The sequence below is a fragment of the Frateuria aurantia DSM 6220 genome (genome assembly GCF_000242255.2).
GTDB lineage: Bacteria > Pseudomonadota > Gammaproteobacteria > Xanthomonadales > Rhodanobacteraceae > Frateuria > Frateuria aurantia.
Genome location: NC_017033.1, coordinates 1,772,630 through 1,789,511, shown reverse-complemented (window position 1 = coordinate 1,789,511; position 16,882 = coordinate 1,772,630). Strand labels below are relative to the sequence as shown.

Here is a 16,882-nt window from a genome sequence, read left to right as displayed (position 1 = left end):
CTCAAGGAGGGTCAGGCCGGATGATTTGCACTCAGCCACCGCGCCACGATGTCCGGGGCCGACGAATTCTGATCGCCGAAGACGATGCCTGCAGCCGCCTGCATCTGGTACATATCCTGCTGCAGATGGGCTTGCGTCCCCGCGCCGCCCGTACCGGTCGACATCTGCTGCGCCTGTTCGCCGAGGGCGGAGCTGCCGTCATTCTGCTGGATTACCATCTGCCCGACATGCCGGCACCCGCCTTGATCCAGCAATTGCGACAAGAGCGCATTCGGCAGGAGGTCCCGCCGATCATCGTGCTCTCCGCCGGCATCAGCCCCGGCCAAGGCCTCCAGCTGCAGCAAATGGCTGTCCGGCATATCCTCGACAAACCGATCGATACACAGGCATTGCAGGAACTCCTGACCGCTCTGCTGCCACCATGGCTATACGCCGAGGACGCCCTCCCGCCACATCGACCTGCCGCCCAGACAGCGCGTCTGCGCAGCCTGCTTGCCGACGAGCTCGGCGAATGGGAAAGGCGAATGCCTGAACTGGCTTGTCGACCGACTCAGTTGCTGGAATGGCTGCACCGTCTGCATGCCAGCTGCGCCCTGTGCGGCGCGCCGTCCCTGGGCCAGCAGGCCGCGGCAATGGAAACCAGATTGCGACGCGGAAAGCGTCTCTCCGATTCCGCGCTGCAGGCATTGCAGCACCAGATCCGGCAGACCCGGCAGGCCCTGACAGGCATACCGGGTCCGGTCACCAGCGACGGGATCAGTAACCGGCCGCCAGACCTGCAGGCCGACGCCGGTCGTTCGCGCCATCGAGCCCGCCCGAAGGATCAACCAGGATCGCCTCGTCGGCCCCCCAGGAATTGACGGTATGGAAACGGTAACCAGCCTGTTCCAGCTGCTGCTGGACCTGCGGCGTCAGCAAACCCGGCTCGACATTCACCTGGTCGGGGTACCACTGGTGATGCATCCGCGGCGCGTTCACGGCCTGCTGCACGTTCATACCGTACTGGGTAACGTTCAGAATGCTCTGCAGCACCGTCGAGATGATGGTCGAGCCCCCCGGACTGCCGGTGACCATGAAAACCTTGCCGTTTTTCAGCACCACCGTCGGCGTCATGGAACTCAGCGGACGCTTGCCCGGCTCGACCTGGTTGGCCTTGCCCTGGACCAGGCCGAAAGCATTGGGCACCCCCGGCTTGGAGGTGAAATCGTCCATCTCGTCATTCAGGAAGAAGCCGGTATCGCCTGCGATATGGCCAGTGCCGAACAGGAAATTGATCGTATAGGTGACGCCCACCGCGTTGCCCTTGGCATCCACCACCGAATAATGCGTGGTATTGGTGCCTTCCGAACCATCGAGATCACCCTTGATCTCGGAGGATGGTGTGGCCTTCACCGGCTGGATGGTCGACTGCAGTTTGGCGATATGGGCCGGGGACAGCAGTTCGGCGATCGGGTTGTGAACGAAAGCCGGATCACCCAGCACGCTGTTGCGGTCGGCAAAAGCACGACGTTCGGCCTCGACCTGGTAATGGATGGCCTGTGCCGAGGCATAACCCCACTTGGCCAGCGGATAGGGCTGCAGCTGCAGCAGAATTTCGCAGACGGTGACACCCCCCGAACTCGGCGGCGGCGCCGACACCAGATGGTAGCCGTGATAATCGCACTGCACCGGGCTGTCCCACTGCACCGTGTAATCGGCGAAGTCGCGCAGGCTCAGCAGGCCACCGTTGGCCTGGCTGGCCTTGACTACAGCCTGGGCGATCGGCCCATGATAGAACGCCTTGCTGCCGCCATCACGGATCGATTCCAGCGTCCTGGCCAGCTCCGGCTGACGCAGCGTCTCGCCAACCTGCCAGGGCTGGCCGTGATTCAGAAAGATCGCCGCCACGTTGGGTTCCTTGGCGAAATCCTTGACCCGTCGATTGAAGATGTTCACATCGCCCTGCTGCAGCACAAAGCCGTTGCGCGCAAGATCGATCGCCGGCTGGATCACCTGGGCCAGTTTCATGGTGCCGTAACGCTGGAGCGCCTCGTTCAGACCCATCACGGTACCCGGCACGCCGGTCCCCAGATAGCTCAGCGTGCTTCGATCAGGCATGACCCGACCTTGGCCGTCCTGGAACATGGTAGGCGTCGCTTTCAACGGCGCCTTCTCGCGAAAATCCAGGAACAGATTCCGGCCGTCTGCCATATGGGCCACCAGATAGCCACCTCCGCCGATATTGCCACAGCAGGGATTGACCACCGCTTGCGCATAGCCCACCGCCACCGCCGCATCAATGGCATTGCCACCGGCACGCAGAATCCTGACGCCGACCTCGGTCGCATAGTGCTGGTCACTGACCACCATCGCATGAGGTGCATGGACAGGGACATCCTTCGCCAGCTGCGCGAGCGTCGTCGGCGGCGCGGTGGAATCCAGGGCTCGGCCCGATACCTGCACATCCTTCGCCGCGGGCGCATCCGCCCAGGCCAGCGATCCCATACTCATCAGTCCCAGTGAACCCAGGGCAAGCCACGCACGCATCATTGGCGGTCAGTCTCCGTTTGCAAAAGTTCGGTTTCAGCCCGAGCATAGCACTCTTGACGGCCCTGTCCGCCACGCCCGTCCGAGCGGCCGGGCGCCGCAGGCCGGGCCGCCGGACCCATGCCGTCAATCTATACTCGGCGACATATCGGCAACCGCCTGGCGACGTCGACTGGCCGGCCACGCCCGGCGGTGGTAGAAGAGACGATCCATTCGCCGACGAGTCACACCATGCTGGACCTGCTGCTGCACCAGGCACGCCTGCCGGAAGGCCCGATCGTGGATATCGCGATCAGCGACGGACGGATCATCGGCATCGAACCCCGGATCGAGGCACCCGCCAGACAACGACTGGATCTGCAGGGCTGGCTGGTCTCGCCGCCATTCGTTGACGGCCATTTCCATCTGGACAGCGCGCTGACCGCCGGAAGACCTCGCCACAACCTGAGCGGCACCCTGCTTGAAGGTATCGCGATCTGGTCGGAACTGAAGCCGGAGCTTGACGAGGAATCGATCTACCGGCGTGCACGACGGCTTTGCGAAATGGCTATCGCCCAAGGCAATCTGGCCATCCGCAGTCATGTCGACACCAGCGACCCGAGACTGACGGCGGCACGCGCCCTGATCAAATTGCGTGATGACATGCGCCCTTGGCTGGACATCCAGCTGATCGCTTTTCCGCAAGATGGCTATCTGCGGCTGGCCGGCGGTCGTGAACAGTTGCGGCAGGCACTGACCCTGGGCCTGGACGGCATTGGCGGCATCCCGCATTTCGAACGCAGTCCGTCCGATGGCGCCAATTCAATCGCCGAGCTGTGCCGACTGGCCGCCGAGCATGACCTGCCCGTCGACATGCATTGCGATGAAACGGACGACCCGACCTCCCGTCACGTCGAGACTCTGGCGGCCGAAACGGTTCGCCACGGCCTGCGGGGCCGGGTCACCGGCTCGCATCTGACCTCGATGCATTCGATGGACAATGCCTATGCCGGCAAGTTGATCGGCCTGATGCAGGAGGCCGGCCTGCACGTGATGGCCAACCCCCTGATCAACATCACCCTGCAAGGGCGTTACGACACTTACCCGCGCCGACGCGGCCTGACCCGGGTCAAGGAGCTGCGCGCCGCCGGGCTGCGCGTCGGCTTCGGTCATGACTGCGTGATGGATCCCTGGTACCGGCTGGGCAGTCACGACATGCTGGAAGTCGCCAGCATGGGGGCTCACGTCGGCCAGCTCACCGGCGAAGCGGAGCTGAGGGATTGCTACCGCGCGGTCACCGAGCATCCCGCGGCCATACTTGGCCTGAAGGACTACGGACTGCGCCCGGGCTGCCGCGCCGATCTGGTGGTACTGCAGGCCTGTGACCCGATCGAGGCCATCCGGCTGCGGCCGGTCCGGCTGTGGGTGATCCGGGCCGGTCGCATCATTGCCGAGACCGCGCCCCGCCGGAGCCGGCTGCATCTGGAACAACCCGCGTGGCTGGATCTGTCGCGCAGCGATTGACGGGACCGGCCTCGTGGGCACAAACAACCCAGGTCACGACACGCCCGCCCCCGACTGGCGTCCGCGACTCAGTGCTCGCCGCCGACCAGCCCGCCCTGCGTCAACTGCAGCGGATCCAGCCAGCCAGCCAGTTCCTGCTCAGGCAATCCGGTGGCCTCGACCGCGACCTCCAATATCGGCCGTCCCTCGCGATAGGCCTGTTTGGCAATGGCCGCGCCGCGCTCGTAGCCGATCACGGGATTGAGCGCCGTCACCAGCACCGGATTGCGGGTCAAGGCCTCGGCCACACGTGAGGCATTGACCTCGAAGCCGGCAATGGCCTTGTCGGCCAGCAGCCTGCAACTGGCACTCAGCAGGCCGATCGACTGCAGCAGATTGTAGGCAATCAACGGCAACATCACATTCAGCTGGAAATTGCCGGACTGCGCGGCCACGGTAATGGCGGCATCGAAACCGATCACCTGGGCCGCCACCATCGCCGTCGACTCGGGAATCACCGGATTGACCTTGCCCGGCATGATCGATGAGCCAGGCTGCAAGGCCGGCAGGCTGATCTCCCCCAGCCCGGCCAGCGGCCCCGAATTCATCCAGCGCAGATCATTGGCGATCTTCATCAGGCTCACCGCCAGCGACTTCAATTGCCCCGAGACCTCCACCGCCCCGTCCTGCCCGGCGATGCCGGCAAACAGATTGTCGGCCGGACTGAAACGCAGGCCGGCCAGCCTGGACAACTGCTTGCCGAAGACCTTGGAAAAGCGAGGGTCGACATTGATGCCGGTACCGACCGCGCTGCCGCCCTGGGGCAGGTGCCGATAGCGGCGCAGACTGTCACCCAAGCGCTGCTCGGCCAGTTTCAGCTGCGCCGCCCAGGTATCCAGCTCCTGGCCAAAGGTCAGCGGCATCGCGTCCATCAAATGGGTCCGCCCGGTCTTGGCCACATGCTTCAGCGACTTGGCCTTGCGCGCAAGGGTCCGTCGCAGATGCTTGATCGCCGGCTGCAGCTGCTCGTGAACCTGCAGGCTGACGCTGACCTGGATCGCGGTGGGAATCACGTCATTGGAACTTTGGCCCGCATTGACATGGTCATTGGGATGTACGGCAAGACCTTCATGACTGGCGAGGTGGGCGATGACCTCGTTGGCATTCATGTTGCTGCTGGTGCCTGAGCCGGTCTGGAACACATCCACCGGGAACTCGGCATCGTGGCGGCCCGCCGCCACCTCCAGTGCCGCCTTGCGAATGACCTTGACCCGCTCGGCATCCAGCACGCCCAGCTCCCCATTGGCCTCGGCGGCGGCGGCCTTGATCAGGCCCAGCGCATGAATGAAGGAGGGCGGCAAAGGCCAGCCGGATACCGGGAAATTCTCGATGGCGCGCTGGGTCTGCGCGCCGTACAAGGCTGTCGCGGGGACCTTGAGCGGCCCCATGCTGTCATGCTCGATCCGGAATTTCGCTTTCATGCGCAAGCCTCCCAGTCACCAGACATTGCCGCCGATGATAGCGCCTTCGCTGCCGCCTCGCCGGCACGGCTACGGTCGGCAGCTGCTCGTTGTACAATTGACGGCTTCCGCTTGTCTTCAACGAGATCCCGACCGATGTCATCAGCCACCCTGACCGCCTTGTCTCCCCTCGATGGCCGCTACGCCGGCAAAGTCGAGCCGCTGCGGCCCATTTTCAGCGAATTCGGCCTGATGCATCGGCGCGTCCATGTCGAAATCGAATGGTTGCTGGCTCTGGCCGCCGAGCCCGCCATCGTCGAGCTGCCCGCCTTCGACGACGCCTCCATCGCCCGCCTGCGCGGCATCGCCAGCCATTTCAGCGTGGAAGATGGCGAACGCATCAAGAGCATCGAGGCGACCACCAACCATGACGTGAAGGCCGTCGAGTATTTCATCAAGGAAAAGATCGGCAATGACGCCGCCCTGGCCCAGGCCAAGGAATTCGTGCATTTCGCCTGCACCAGCGAGGACATCAACAACCTGTCCTATTCGCTGATGCTGCGCGATGCCCGCGACCAGGTGCTGGCCCCGGCCTACCAGCAGATTCTGAGCGGTCTGGCCGAACTGGCGCATGCCCACGCGGCCCTGCCGATGCTGTCGCGCACCCACGGCCAGACCGCCTCGCCGACCACGCTGGGCAAGGAACTGGCCAATGTCGCCGCCCGCCTGGGCCATCAGCTGGAGCAGCTTCGCGCCCAGCGCGTGCCGGGCAAGATCAATGGCGCAGTGGGCAACTACAACGCCCATGCCATCGCCTACCCGGAAGTCGACTGGCAGGGTTTCTCCCGCCGCTTCGTCGACAGTCTGGGCCTGGACTACAATCCCTACACCACCCAGATCGAACCCCATGACGGCATCGCCGAATACTGCGACGTGATCCGTCGCGGCAATACCGTGCTGATCGATTTGTCCCGCGACATCTGGGGCTATATTTCGCTGGGCTACTTCAGGCAAGCCTTGAAGGCCGGCGAAGTCGGCTCCTCGACCATGCCGCACAAAGTCAATCCGATCGACTTCGAAAACGCGGAAGGCAATTTCGGTCTGGCCAACGCCCTGCTCGGTCACTTCGCCGAAAAGCTGCCGATCAGCCGCTGGCAGCGCGACCTGACCGACTCCACCGTGCTGCGTGCGCTCGGCACGGCTTTCGGGCACAGCCTGGTGGCCTTGGAGTCATTGAAAAAGGGCCTGGGCAAGCTCCAGATCAACCCGCAGCGGATCGCCGCCGACCTGGACGGGGCTTGGGAAGTGCTGGCCGAAGCCGTGCAGACCGTGATGCGTCGTCACGGCCTGCCCGAGCCTTACGAGCAGCTGAAGGCACTGACCCGCGGACAGGGCATCACCGAGACTTCGATGCGCGAATTCATCGGCGGCCTTGATCTGCCGGCGGATGCGAAACAGCGCCTGCTCGAGCTGACCCCGGCCAGCTATATCGGCGATGCCGTGAAGCTGGCGCAGGGCATCTGAGGCTGGGTGCCGTGACCTCGCCCCTGCCCCAGCTCAGCATCCGCATCGTATTCGGCGAAGAAGATGCCCTGGGCAAGGGCAAGATCCAGCTTCTGGAGCGGATCGCCGAGACCGGCTCGATCTCGGCGGCCGCCCGCAGCATGGACATGAGTTATCGGCGGGCCTGGCAATTGCTGGAGGCGCTGAACCATACCTTTGGGCGCCCTCTGGCCCAGACCCGCAAAGGCGGCAATCAACGGGGCGGGGCTACCCTGACCCCGGCCGGCATCACCGTCTGCGAGACCTACCGGCGACTGCAGGCCCGCGCCGCGACCCTGCTGGCCGATGAATTGACGACACTCTCCAGCCTGCGCCTTCCCGGCGCCAGCTGACGCCTGCCCGCAACGCCGAACGCGACGCCCGTACATATCGGCGTTGCGGTCATGCAGTCGCGCCGATATAGTTCACCAAATCTATCGGACTAACGCGATATTAACGTGAAGAATGCCTGTTCCTGCCACCCCGCCCCTCGCCGAGGACAGCCGCTCCGCCCGCTCGTCATCGCCTGTCTGCAAGGCCTCTGCCTGATGGCCGTACCGCTGCTGGCCCAGGCCGCCGCGCAAGCCAGCCCGAACAAACCTGCCACGGCGGATCGGCAGCACAGTCACCTCCTGGATGCCGTCCAGGTCAGGGCCGGCAAGGCCGAGGAAGGTTACGGCATGGTCCAGACCACCCGGATCACCCCGCCGGCCAATGGGCCTCTGGGCACCCGCAGCTGGCAGCAGACACCCTTCATGGTTTCCCAGGTCGACACCTCCGTGATGACCAACCAATTGGCGACCGATCCGAATGATCTGCTGGCCTATCTGCCCTCCACCCAGGTCGGCCAGCGTCCGCTGACCCGCGGCATGGCCGGTGAAGTGGTCTCCAACAGCCGCATGGATGGACTGAATGTCATCGACACCACCGCCTATCCGGTGGAGATGCTGCAGAACGTGTCCGTACTCAACGGGCTGGCCGGCTCGCTGTACGGCCCAACCGCCCCGTCGGGCGTGTTCGACTACACCTTGAAGCGGCCCACCGACCACTTCGTCAACCGCATCATCGCCCGGGAAGACGGGCGCGGCATGTGGACCGGCCAGCTGGACCTGGGCGGCCGGATCGGACGTGGCGGCTGGCTGGGCTATCGCATCAATGCCCTGCAAGGCGAGGGCAGCGGGGTCTATCGCGGCAGCCAGGAACGTCGCAAGCTGCTCAGCGGCGACTTCGACATCCATCTCGATGAAAACACCGTGCTGCAGCTCGATGCCAGCGACTACTACTTTCATCAGCGCGGATTTCCCGGCAGCTTCACCTATGGATCCAAGGGCAATACCGAGCTGCCCAATGCGCCGGATCCCCATCTGACCGGACTTGCCGAGTCCTATGCCGGGGTGGACGAACACACCCGCATCTACAAAGCCAAGCTGATCCATCATTTCAACGAGCACTGGCAGATCAGCCTGGGCGGCCTGAAAGAGATGGCCGACCGTTATCTGGGCGGCATCAATACCACCCTGGTCGGCAACCATGGCGACTATGCCTCCAGCTATGGCCAGGGCGCCGCCAGCCGCTTTACCGTGACCAGCAACTCGCTGTACCTGAATGGCGACTTCGATACCGGCTCGGTCCACCATGAGCTGAATCTAGGCACCAATGGTTTTTCCGAGCTGCAATACGCCGGCCATACGCCAAGCTCGGTGGCACTGGGCAGCGCCACTCTGCAGGACCCGGCCAGCTTCCCGATGCAGCCCTGGGGCGGAGATTTCGGCCATGGCCATGGCCCGCTAGCCGCGCGCAATGCCGAGCAATCACTGGTGGTCGGCGACACCGTGCATTTCAACGAGCAGTGGGCGCTGCTGGGCGTGGTCAGCTCGAGCTGGCTGCGGACCCAGAATTACGCCAGGAACGGCGCATTGACCAGCAGCTACCAGGTCCACCATGCGATCAGTCCGACGGTGACGGCGATCTATACCCCGGACGCGCTCGACACCCTGTATTTCAGCTGGGCCCGCAGCATCCAGCCTGGCGACATCGCTCCGGCCAGCGCCGAGAACGCCAACCAGGTGATGGCTCCCTATCGCAGTCGCCAGTACGAACTGGGCTACAAGCGCACCCTGGGCCATACCCAGCTGGGCGCCGCGCTGTTCCATATCGAGCGGGCCTACAGCTTCGCCGGCGACGACAATATCTACCAGACCCAGGGCACACAGCGGAACAACGGCATCGAACTGAGCGCCAACGGCCAGATCACCTCCCGGCTGTCGATCCTGGGCGGCGCCAGCTGGATCGATGCCCGCCTGCAGGGCACCAGCTCGCCCCTGAACGACAATCGGCGGGTCGTCGGCGTGCCCCAGGCCCAGGCCGGGGTTCTGCTGGACTATCTGCTGCCCGTACCGGGCGAGGACTTGTGGGCCGTCAGTCTCGGCGGCCAGTACCGCAGCCGGGTGGCGGCCACCAACAGCAACAACAGCTATGCCTCGGCCTATGTGGCGATGAATCTGGGTGCGCGCTGGCAGACCCGGACCAAGGGACATCCCCTGATCGTGCGGCTGCAGCTGGAAAACCTCACCGACCGGCGCTACTGGGCCGGCCTGTACACCGGCAGCAACAATGGCAGCGCCGCCAGCTATACCGGTGTACTGGGCACGCCGCGCACCTTCAGTGCCAGCGTCGAGCTGGACCTCTGATCTTTGTCCCGGGGATCCGACGCGATGGCAGTCGGTGTAGACTTGCGACCCCGGATGCAGTCCTCTGCGGACTGCATCTTCCGCCGTTGCCACGATGCCTGCCATGACTGTTTCCGCTGCTCCCGCTCCCGCCATTGAAGTCCATGCCCGCCCCGGCCTGCCGCTGGGCATGTCCGCCGAGGTTTTCCTGCGTGACTACTGGCAGAAACACCCGCTGCTGATCCGCGGCGCGTTTCCGGACCTGCAACCACCGATCGATCCGGATGACCTTGGTGGTCTGGCTTGCGAAGAAGGCGTGCTGGCCCGCATCGCGGTTCACGATCCGGCCAGCGGAGCATGGCATCTGCGGCAAGGTCCCTTCGCCGAGTCCGACTTCGCCGAGCTGCCCGAAGACCATTGGACCCTGCTGGTGCAGGATGTCGACAAATGGGATACCGACGTGGCCGCCTGGTTGCAGCCCTTCGGTTTTCTGCCGAGCTGGCGCGTCGATGACATCATGATCTCCTATGCCGAGGAAGGCGGCGGTGTCGGCCCCCATATCGACCAGTACGACGTATTTCTGGTGCAGACCCTGGGCCGCCGCGCCTGGGCCATCGACACCGATCAAGACGGCCCCCGCGATTTTCGCCCGGATATCGAGCTGAAGCAGCTGCAGGTGTTCAAGCCCGATCATCGGTGGGTGCTTGAGCCCGGCGACATCTTGTATCTGCCTCCGAATATTCCGCATGACGGCATCGCCGATGGCGGTCCGTGCATGACCATGTCGGTAGGCATGCGCGCGCCGTCCAAGGCCGAGCTGACCGGTGATCTGGCCGATTATCTGGCCGAACGCCTGAGCGAGGACCAGCGCTATGCCGATCCCGACCTGGTGCCGTCCTTGCGTGCCGGCGAAATCGATGCAGCGGCCCTGCAGCGGGTCCGTGCCGCCGTACCGATGACCGCCGCCCTGTCCGATGCGATGGTGCTGGACTGGTTCGGCCGCTTCGTCACCCGTTATCGCGCTGCACAGACTCCGGCTCCCTCCGAAGAGAATGTCGATCCGGCCGATATCGCGGCACGATTGGCGGCCGGCGAAGTCCTGATCCGTCATCCCTGGGCGCGATTGGCATGGGGGCATGCCGACGGGCAAGGCAGGCTGTTTGCCTGCGGCCATGCCTGGAATGCCGAGCCGGAGGTCGCCGAAGGCCTGTGCCTCCCGACACCGAAGCTCGATCCGGCACCTCCCGCTGCCACCCTCGACCTGCTGGCGCGTCTGATCGAGGAAGGCCAGTTCGTGCTGGCCTGGCCGGAAGACTGAGTTCATCCACTGGACAGAATGACTGAACGACGGCTGGCCGGCAGCGGCCGCCATCGCTCTGTCTCAACCGCCTCGCGCATGGATGCGTCGCCATCGTTTCGTTTTATCGAAGGCATCTCTCGATAAAAAATGCAAGGCGCCGGGTTGTCGCAGCGCAATAGGGGGAGGATAATTCTTCGCTGCCGATAGCCAGCGACGGTCGAGAACAGCGACCGTCACCTCTTCTCAGCCTGTACCTCTTCAAAGCCAATGCCGGTGGTAACGTGAGCACAAATCTGATTCGCGAGTTTGCCGAAACCTCGCAGCTAGCAGGCGGCAACGCCGACTATGTTGAACAGCTTTACGAAACCTGGTTGAACGACAGCGCGGCCGTTCCCGATGAGTGGAGCCAGTACTTCGCCCGTTTCAAAGGCCGCGAATCCGGTGACGTCCCCCACTCCGCTGCCATCGCCCGCATCGAATCCGCACAAAAGCAGCGCGTCCACGCTGCCGCCCCGGCCGATGAGGCCCACGCCCGCAAGCAGGCGGCCATCCTTCGGCTGATCACGGCCTACCGCTCCCGCGGCCATCTGGCCGCCAGGCTTGATCCGCTGGGTCTGGCCGAGCATCTCGCCGCCCCCGATCTGGAGCCGTCCTTCCACGGTCTGGACAACGGCGATCTTGATACTGTTTTCGACACAGGCAATTATGGCGGCGCCCAGCGCCTGACCCTGCGCGAACTGCTGGTGCAGCTCAAGCGCACCTATGCCGGCAGCATCGGTGCCGAGTTCATGCATATCAGTCGCAGCCATCAGCGCGAATGGATCCATGAGCGTCTGGAGCAGGCCGGCGGCAATGCCGGCCTCGGCGCCGATGAAAAGCGCCGCCTGCTGCAGGGACTCACCGCGGCCGACGGTCTGGAACGCTATCTGCATACCAAGTATGTCGGCCAGAAGCGTTTCTCGCTGGAAGGCGGCGACAGCCTGATCCCCTTGATGGATGACATTGTCCGCGCGGCAGGGGACAACGGCGTCAAGGAACTGGTGATCGGCATGGCCCACCGCGGTCGCCTGAACATGCTGGTCAATATCCTGGGCAAGCCGCCGCGCACCCTGTTCAATGAATTCGAAGGCAAGTTCGAGCACCCGGACGATCCGGCGCACTCGGGTGACGTGAAGTACCACATGGGCTTCTCGGCCGATATCGCCACGCCCAAGGGAGGCGTGCATGTCGCCCTGGCCTTCAATCCCTCGCATCTCGAAATCGTCAACCCGGTGGTGGCCGGCTCGGTCCGGGCCCGCCAGACCAAGCGTGGCGACGAGGCCTGCCAGCATTCGATGGCCGTGCTGATCCATGGTGACGCGGCCTTCGCCGGCCAGGGCGTCAACATGGAACTGATGAACATGTCTCAGGCCCGTGGCTTCAAGATCGGCGGCACCCTGCATGTGGTGGTCAACAACCAGGTCGGCTTCACCACGTCCAACCCGCTGGATTCGCGCTCGACCCAGTACTGCACCGATCTGGCCAAGATGGTCAACGCACCGGTGTTCCATGTGAACGGTGAAGATCCGGAAGCGGTGATCGAAGTCACCCGCCTGGCCTACGAGTTCCGCAAGACCTTCCAGAAAGATGTGGTGATCGACCTGGTCTGCTATCGCCGTCACGGCCACAACGAGGCCGACGAGCCGATGGCCACCCAGCCGGTGATGTACCAGATCATCCGCAAGCGCGCCCCGACCCGTGAGCTGTACGGGGCCGAGCTGGTGAAGGAAGGCGTGATCGCCGACGGTGACGTCCAGAAACTGTTCGAAGCCTATCGTGATCGTCTGGAGGCCGGCGAGCCGATGGCCGACCTGGCCCACGACCTGCCCAAGGACATCCATTTCGACTGGGCGCCCTACATCAATGGTCGTCTGTCCACCAAGGTGGACACCCGCGTGCCGAAGCAGCGGCTGATCGAGCTGGCCTCGCAGCTGACCCAGCTTCCCGCGGATCTGGTGCTGCAGTCGCGTGTCGCCAAGATCTATGATGACCGCCGCAAGATGGCCTCCGGCGAGGTGGCCGGTGACTGGGGCTTTGCCGAAAATCTGGCCTATGCCAGCTTGGTCGACAACGACTTCAACCTGCGCCTGGTCGGCCAGGACTGCGGCCGCGGTACCTTCTTCCATCGTCATGCGGTACTGCACGACCAGAAAGACGGTCACACCTATACCCCGCTGCAGGATGTCCGCAAGGACGCCACGGTCGAAGTCATCGACTCCCTCCTCAGCGAAGAGGCCGTGATGGCCTTCGAATATGGCTATTCCACCACCGATCCGCAGACCCTGAATATCTGGGAAGGCCAGTTCGGTGACTTCGCCAACGGCGCCCAGGTGGTGATCGACCAGTTCATCAGTTCCGGCGAATCCAAGTGGGGCCGACTGTGCGGACTGGCGCTGTTCCTGCCCCATGGCTATGAAGGCCAGGGCCCCGAACATTCCTCGGCCCGTCTGGAACGCTATCTGCAACTGTGCGCGCTGGACAATATGACGGTCTGCGTGCCGACCACGCCGGCCCAGGATTTCCACATGATCCGCCGGCAGATGCTGCGCCCCGCCCGCAAGCCGCTGATCGTGATGACGCCCAAATCGCTGCTGCGCCACAAGCTGGCGGTATCGACCCTGGACGAACTGGCCGATGGTGAGTTCCAGCTTGTGATCGGCGAGCATCGCCCGCTGCCGACCGAGGCGGTGACCCGGGTCGTGCTGTGTGCCGGCAAGGTCTATTACGATCTGCTGGATGCCGCCCAGCATCAGGAACTGCACAATGTGGCTCTGGTGCGCGTCGAGCAGCTGTATCCCTTCCCACGTGCCGAGGTGGTGGCCCAGCTGGAAAAGTATCCATCCGCCAGGGACGTCATCTGGTGTCAGGAAGAGCCGATGAACCAGGGAGCCTGGTACCAGATCCGCCACCATCTGCAGGCCTGTGCCGGTGCCGGCCGTCGCCTCAGCTATGCCGGTCGCAGCAGCTCGGCCGCACCGGCCGCAGGACACCTCAATACCCATATTGCCGAACAGACGGCCTTGGTCGAACAGGCGCTGACAGCGTCCATCGACTCATCACTTGAAGCGGAGTAAGCCTGCGATGTCGATCGAAGTTAAAGTGCCGGTTCTGCCGGAATCCGTCTCCGATGCCACCATCGCCACCTGGCACAAGCAGGTCGGTGAAGCCGTGAAGCGAGACGAGAACCTGGTGGATCTGGAAACCGACAAGGTCGTGCTGGAAGTACCCGCCACGGCCGACGGCGTGCTGAAGGAAATCCTGTTCAAGGAAGGCGACACGGTCAACAGTCAGCAGGTCATCGCGATCTTCGAGGAAGGCGCCGTGGCTGCCGCCGCAACGGCCGCTGCACCGGCAGAGGCTGAAGCCAGAACTGCCGCCGCTGCACCGGCAGCCGCCGGCAAGCTGGACGAGCTGTCCCCCGCCGGTCGCCGCGTCGCCACGGAGGAAGGTATCGACCCGTCCAAGGTCACCGGCACCGGTCGTGACGGCCGGGTGACCAAGGAAGATCTGGTCAATCACGGCAAGCAGGATTCCGCACCGGCGGCCGCTGCCGCGCCGGCCAAGGCAGCCGTGGCTCCGACCCCAGGCGAGCGCCCTGAAGAGCGCGTGCCGATGACGCGCATCCGCGCCCGCATCGCCGAGCGCCTGATGCAGGCCAAGAACAGCACCGCGATGCTGACCTCCTTCAACGAGGTGAATCTGGCCGAGGTCAGCAAGCTGCGCAAATCCCTGGGCGAACAGTTCCAGAAGGAATACGGCGTCAAGCTGGGCTTCATGAGCTTCTTCGTCAAGGCCGCCGCCGAAGCCCTCAAGCGCTACCCGGTGATCAATGCCTCGGTCGACGGCAGCGACGTGGTCTATCACGGCTATCAGGATATCTCGATCGCGGTGTCCACCGACAAGGGTCTGGTGACCCCGGTGCTTCGCGACACACAGAATCTCAGCTTCGCCGAGATCGAGCAGGGCATCGTGAACTACGCCAAGAAGGCCCGCGAGGGCAAGCTGGGCCTGGATGATCTGCAGGGCGGCACCTTCACCATCACCAATGGCGGCACCTTCGGCTCCCTGCTGTCGACCCCCATCATCAATCCGCCGCAGAGCGCGATCCTGGGCATGCACACCATCAAGGAACGCCCGGTAGTGGAAAACGGCCAGATCGTGGCCGCACCGATGATGTATCTGGCCTTGAGCTACGATCACCGCATCATCGACGGTCGCGATGCCGTGCTGTTCCTGGTCGACATCAAGAACCAGCTGGAAAACCCGCAGCGGATGCTGCTGGGACTGTAAACTCCGAGCCGGCCATCGCCCTGCGATGGCCGGTTTGGCATGATCTGCACAGCAGATCCGCCATGATCATCCAGTCGCCAGCACGGCACTCGCCCATTCGACGGGAGGGTCCACACCCTTCCTGCAGTCTCAAGGAATTACCATGAGCGACAAATTCGACGTCGTCGTCATCGGGGCCGGCCCAGCCGGTTATGTGGCCGCCATCCGCGCCGCCCAGCTGGGCCTGAAGGTCGCGGTGGTCGACGCCTTTGCCGGCAAGGACGGCAAGCAGGCCCTGGGTGGCACCTGCCTCAACGTGGGCTGCATCCCCTCCAAGGCCCTGCTCGATTCCTCTAGGCAGTTCTACAATCTGGCCCACAATCTGCCGGTGCATGGCATCACGGTGGAAAACGCAAAGATCGATCTGAAGACCTTTATCGGCCGCAAGGACAAGATCGTCAAGCAGTTCACCGGCGGCATCGGCCAGCTGTTCAAGGCCAACAAGGTCACCCCGTTTTTCGGCAAGGGCAAGTTGCTGAAGGGCAACCAGGTCGAGATTACCGACCCGGAAGGCAAGACCTCCACCATCAGCGGCACCAATGTGATCCTGGCCTCGGGCTCGGTGCCGATCGAGCTGCCGTTCGCGAAGTTCGACAGCAAGTACATCATCGACAATGCCGGCGCTCTGGATCTGACCGAAGTACCCAAGCGTCTGGGCGTCATCGGCGCAGGCGTGATCGGCCTCGAACTGGGCAGCGTCTGGAACCGGCTGGGCTCGGATGTCACCGTGCTGGAGGCCTTGCCGGCCTTCCTGTCGGTGGCCGATGCCGACGTCGCCAAGATCGCCGCCAAGGAATTCGCCAAGCAGGGCCTGAAGATCAAGGTCGGCGCCAAGGCCAGCGGCGTCGAGATCAAGAACGACGAAGTCCATCTCAGCTATGCCGACAAGGATGGTGAGCACGTACTGATCGTCGACAAGCTGCTGGTCGCCGTCGGTCGCCGAGCCTATACCGAGGGTCTGCTGGCCGAGAATGTCGGCGTCAAGCTGGATGAGCGCGGCCGCATCGTGGTGGACGACCACAACCATACCGGCGTCGACGGCGTCTGGGCCATCGGCGATGCCGTCCGCGGTCCGATGCTGGCCCACAAGGGTTCGGAAGAAGGCGTGGCCGTCGCCGAATGGATTGCCGGCAAGGCCGGCCACATCGACTTCGACACCATCCCCTGGGTCATCTATACCGAACCGGAAATCGCCTGGGCCGGCAAGACCGAGGCGCAGCTGAAGGAAGCCGGCATCCCCTACAAGGTCGGCACCTTCCCCTTCGCCGCCGTCGGGCGTGCCGTCGCCATGAACGAGGCCGTCGGCCAGGTCAAGGTGCTGGCCCATGCGGATACCGACCGCGTGCTGGGCGTGCACATGGTCGGTCCCGGTGTGTCCGAGCTGATCGCCGAAGCCGTGGTGACCATGGAATTCAAGGGCTCTTCCGAAGATCTGGCCCGTATCGTCCATGCCCATCCGACCTTGTCCGAAGCCGTGCACGAGGCCGCTCTGGCCGTCGACAAACGGGCGATCCACAAGGGCAACTGAGCCCGGC

Annotated in this window: 11 protein-coding genes; 9 read left to right on the top strand and 2 right to left on the bottom strand. The window is 64.0% G+C overall.

Annotation, left to right across the window (positions count from 1 at the left end; translation table 11 throughout):
* The first annotated feature begins 20 nt into the window (after positions 1-20).
* Entirely contained in the window at positions 21-860 is an 840-nt protein-coding gene (locus FRAAU_RS16945) for a response regulator (protein ID WP_014403100.1), read from the top strand.
* Here the strand turns inward: FRAAU_RS16945 and ggt are convergent.
* Positions 757-2,529, bottom strand: a complete 1,773-nt coding sequence (gene ggt / locus FRAAU_RS08300) for a gamma-glutamyltransferase (RefSeq protein ID WP_014403099.1) — start codon at positions 2,527-2,529, stop codon at positions 757-759. The two genes, FRAAU_RS16945 and ggt, sit on opposite strands and share 104 nt — an antisense overlap.
* Before the next feature lie 228 nt (positions 2,530-2,757).
* Between ggt and FRAAU_RS08295 the strand changes: the two genes are divergently transcribed.
* Positions 2,758-4,029: a cytosine deaminase gene (locus tag FRAAU_RS08295; RefSeq protein ID WP_014403098.1), complete on the top strand. Its 1,272-nt coding sequence runs from the start codon at positions 2,758-2,760 to the stop codon at positions 4,027-4,029.
* Positions 4,030-4,097: 68 nt separating this feature from the next.
* On the opposite strand, the gene FRAAU_RS08290 is transcribed toward FRAAU_RS08295, so the two are convergent.
* Positions 4,098-5,489 (bottom strand): class II fumarate hydratase, encoded by a 1,392-nt coding sequence (locus tag FRAAU_RS08290; RefSeq protein ID WP_014403097.1) that lies wholly within the window; start codon positions 5,487-5,489, stop codon positions 4,098-4,100.
* 135 nt (positions 5,490-5,624) lie between these two features.
* Here FRAAU_RS08290 and purB point away from each other — a divergent pair, with 135 nt between their 5' ends.
* The 7 genes from purB to lpdA all read left to right on the top strand — a co-directional run bounded on the left by purB (position 5,625) and on the right by lpdA (position 16,875).
* Entirely contained in the window at positions 5,625-6,992 is a 1,368-nt protein-coding gene (gene purB / locus FRAAU_RS08285) for an adenylosuccinate lyase (RefSeq protein WP_014403096.1), read from the top strand.
* An 11-nt stretch (positions 6,993-7,003) separates the two neighbouring features.
* A complete protein-coding gene (locus FRAAU_RS08280) occupies positions 7,004-7,363 on the top strand; it encodes a winged helix-turn-helix domain-containing protein (RefSeq protein ID WP_014403095.1) in 360 nt (119 codons plus the stop codon).
* Between the two features lie 195 nt (positions 7,364-7,558).
* Positions 7,559-9,700, top strand: coding sequence for a TonB-dependent receptor (locus tag FRAAU_RS08275; protein ID WP_014403094.1), 2,142 nt, complete (start codon positions 7,559-7,561; stop codon positions 9,698-9,700).
* A gap of 103 nt (positions 9,701-9,803) precedes the next feature.
* Positions 9,804-10,997 (top strand): cupin domain-containing protein, encoded by a 1,194-nt coding sequence (locus tag FRAAU_RS08270; RefSeq protein ID WP_014403093.1) that lies wholly within the window; start codon positions 9,804-9,806, stop codon positions 10,995-10,997.
* Positions 10,998-11,260: 263 nt separating this feature from the next.
* Positions 11,261-14,092: a 2-oxoglutarate dehydrogenase E1 component gene (locus FRAAU_RS08265; RefSeq protein ID WP_014403092.1), complete on the top strand. Its 2,832-nt coding sequence runs from the start codon at positions 11,261-11,263 to the stop codon at positions 14,090-14,092.
* Positions 14,093-14,099: 7 nt separating this feature from the next.
* Positions 14,100-15,308 (top strand): 2-oxoglutarate dehydrogenase complex dihydrolipoyllysine-residue succinyltransferase, encoded by a 1,209-nt coding sequence (gene odhB, locus FRAAU_RS08260; protein ID WP_014403091.1) that lies wholly within the window; start codon positions 14,100-14,102, stop codon positions 15,306-15,308.
* A gap of 142 nt (positions 15,309-15,450) precedes the next feature.
* Positions 15,451-16,875 carry a dihydrolipoyl dehydrogenase gene (lpdA, locus tag FRAAU_RS08255; RefSeq protein ID WP_014403090.1) on the top strand — a complete coding sequence of 475 codons (1,425 nt, stop codon included), beginning with the start codon at positions 15,451-15,453 and terminating at the stop codon, positions 16,873-16,875.
* Positions 16,876-16,882: the final 7 nt, after the last annotated feature.